Origin of the sequence: uncultured Frigoribacterium sp., from assembly GCF_963515265.1 — a bacterium.
In the GTDB taxonomy this organism is placed as follows: domain Bacteria; phylum Actinomycetota; class Actinomycetes; order Actinomycetales; family Microbacteriaceae; genus Frigoribacterium.
Genome location: NZ_CAUPYL010000265.1, coordinates 1 through 2817, shown reverse-complemented (window position 1 = coordinate 2817; position 2817 = coordinate 1). Strand labels below are relative to the sequence as shown.

General features: G+C 71.3%; 3 protein-coding genes and 1 pseudogene. 3 read left to right on the top strand and 1 reads right to left on the bottom strand.

The window, feature by feature from the left end:
* From RWM17_RS13710 to RWM17_RS13700, 3 genes and pseudogenes are all read left to right on the top strand, one after another.
* Positions 1 to 485: pseudogene (locus RWM17_RS13710) on the top strand (hypothetical protein); the annotation flags it as partial.
* A 54-nt stretch (positions 486 to 539) separates the two neighbouring features.
* Positions 540 to 2081, top strand: coding sequence for an aldehyde dehydrogenase family protein (locus tag RWM17_RS13705; RefSeq protein ID WP_314104576.1), 1542 nt, complete (start codon positions 540 to 542; stop codon positions 2079 to 2081).
* A complete protein-coding gene (locus RWM17_RS13700; RefSeq protein WP_314104574.1) occupies positions 2081 to 2533 on the top strand; it encodes a DUF779 domain-containing protein in 453 nt (150 codons plus the stop codon). The genes RWM17_RS13705 and RWM17_RS13700 overlap by 1 nt, the downstream gene beginning before the upstream one ends.
* A 19-nt stretch (positions 2534 to 2552) precedes the next feature.
* Here the strand turns inward: RWM17_RS13700 and RWM17_RS13695 are convergent.
* The coding region (locus RWM17_RS13695) for a hypothetical protein (RefSeq protein WP_314104572.1) at positions 2553 to 2817 on the bottom strand (265 nt) is incomplete at its 5' end.

Genomic DNA, 2817 nt, shown 5'->3' with positions numbered 1-2817 from the left:
ACGCGATCTGGGGCGAGCGCGGCGCGGTCGGCACGCTGCGGCCCGAGCTCGTCCGGCTCCGCCACGTGCTCGAGGCGGTCGCCCCCTCGCTCGTGCCGACGTCGCGGCCGTACCGGCTGCCAGCGAGACTGGCCACGGACGCCGACGAGGTCGTCCACCTGCTCGACCGCGGAGCGCACCGTGCCGCCCTGCGCGCCGCGACGGGTCCGCTCCTGCCGGGCTCGTCGGCCCCGGGCGTCGAGCGCCTCCGCGGCGACCTGGCACGACACCTCGGGGAGTCCCTTCGCACCTCGGGCTCGATCGACGTGCTGCTGCAGTGGGTGGCCACCGCCCAGGGCGCCGACGACGAGCCGGCCCGCCGTGAGCTGCTGCGGCTGCTGCCGCCCCGGTCGCCCCGCAGGGCGGGTCTCGTCGCGGGCGTCGCCGAGGGTCCCGCAGCGGGTCGAGACGCGCAACGGGACGCAACGTCCGCCGACCTACCCTGACCCCACGGGCCGCGCGATCCGTGGCCTCCGACACCGTCGTCGAAAGGGACAGCCATGACCGTCACCACTCCCCCGAGCACCTACGCGCAGCCCGGCCAGCCGGGCGCCGCCGTGCAGTTCGCGGCCCGTTACGACCACTTCATCGGGGGCGAGTACGTCGCCCCCGCGAGCGGGCAGTACTTCGAGAACCCGAGCCCCGTGAACGGCAAGCCCTTCACCGAGGTCGCCCGGGGCAACGCGCAGGACGTCGACCGCGCCGTCGAGGCGGCGTGGCGAGCGTTCGACTCCTGGAAGCGCACCACCATCGCCGAGCGCTCGATCGTCCTCAACAAGATCGCCGACCGGATGGAGGCGAACCTCGAGATGCTGGCCGTCGCCGAGACCTGGGACAACGGCAAGCCGATCCGCGAGTCGCTGGCCGCCGACGTGCCGCTGGCGATCGACCACTTCAGGTACTTCGCCGGCGCCATCCGCGCCCAGGAGGGCTCGACCGGCGAGATCGACGGCGACACCGTCGCGTACCACTTCCACGAGCCGCTCGGCGTGGTGGGCCAGATCATCCCCTGGAACTTCCCGCTGCTGATGGCGGTGTGGAAGCTCGCCCCTGCCCTCGCCGCGGGCAACTGCGTCGTGCTGAAGCCGGCCGAGCAGACCCCTGCGTCGATCCACGTGTTCATGGACCTGATCAAGGACCTGCTGCCCGCCGGCGTGCTCAACATCGTCAACGGCTTCGGCGTCGAGGCCGGCGCTCCCCTGGCCAGCCACCCGAACATCCGCAAGATCGCCTTCACCGGAGAGACGACCACCGGTCGGCTCATCATGCAGATGGCCAGCGAGAACCTCATCCCCGTCACCCTGGAGCTCGGCGGCAAGAGCCCCAACGTCTTCTTCGCCGACGTCGCCGACGAGCAGGACGACTTCTACGACAAGGCGCTCGAGGGCTTCTCGTTCTTCAACCTCAACTCGGGCGAGGTCTGCACCTGCCCGTCCCGGGCGCTCGTGCAGCAGTCGATCTACGACCAGTTCACGGCCGACGGCATCGAGCGGGTGAAGAAGGTCAAGCAGGGCGACCCCCTGTCGCTCGACACGATGATCGGCGCACAGGCCTCGAACGACCAGCTCGAGAAGATCCTCAGCTACATGGACATCGGCAAGCAGGAGGGCGCGACGCTGCTGCTCGGCGGCGACCGCGCCGACCTCGGCGGCGACCTGACCGACGGCTACTACGTCAACCCGACGATCTTCGAGGGCAGGAACTCGATGCGCATCTTCCAGGAGGAGATCTTCGGCCCGGTCCTCAGCCTCACGAGCTTCTCGGACTACGACGACGCGATCAAGATCGCCAACGACACCCTCTACGGCCTCGGCGCCGGCGTGTGGAGCCGCAACGGCGCCCAGCTCTACCGGGCCGGCCGCGACATCCAGGCGGGCCGCGTCTGGTCGAACACCTACCACCAGTACCCCGCGGGGGCGGCGTTCGGCGGCTACAAGCAGTCCGGCATCGGCCGCGAGAACCACAAGATGATGCTCGACCACTACCAGCAGACCAAGAACCTGCTGGTCAGCTACGCGGACGGCCCGATGGGCTTCTTCTGATGGACACGGCAGCGAAGGAGGCGCGGGTCGGCCCGGCCGACCCTGCCCCGGCACCCGAGGCGGTCGCCCCGCCCTCCCGGGTCGACGTCTCCGCGGAGGCGGCGGCGTTCCTCGTCGACCTCACGGCCAAGCACGGTCCGCTGATGTTCCACCAGTCGGGCGGCTGCTGCGACGGCTCGTCGCCGATGTGCTACCCGGTGGGCTTCTTCAGGGTCGGCGCGGTCGACGTCCACCTGGGCGACCTGCACGTCGACGCTCTCGACCCGATCGAGGTGTACATGTCGCGCAGCCAGTTCGAGTACTGGAAGTGGACGCACCTCACGATCGACGTCGTCGCGGGCCGGGGCGCCGGCTTCTCGGTCGAGTCGCCCGAGGGGCGCCGGTTCCTGATCCGGTCGCGCATGCTCGACGACGCCGAGCAGGCCGCCCTCGGGCTCGTCCCGGGAAGCTGATCGAGAGGGCCCCGCAGGCCTACGGCGTCTGCGCCGCTGCCGTCCCGCCCTCGGCGGGCGGCAGGGCGTAGACGCCGTGGCCGGTCCGCACGATGACGCCCTGCCGCGCCAGGACCGAGAGGGTCGAGAGCACGCTCGAACGGCGGTAGCCCGGCAGTGCGTCGACGATCCCGGTGGTGCGCAGGGCCCCGGCCCGGAGCACCTCGGGCAGCCGCTCGGCGAGCGAGTCGCCCGACGAGCTGCCTGCGGAGTCCTGCTGCCCGTCGCCGGCCGAGGCCGGGTCG

What these genes read in the sequence shown, in the direction of transcription:
- RWM17_RS13700 (WP_314104574.1), top strand. Translation starts at nt 2,081, where the DNA reads ATGGACACGGCAGCGAAGGAGGCGCGGGTCGGCCCGGCCGACCCTGCC.
- RWM17_RS13705 (WP_314104576.1), top strand. Translation starts at nt 540, where the DNA reads ATGACCGTCACCACTCCCCCGAGCACCTACGCGCAGCCCGGCCAGCCG.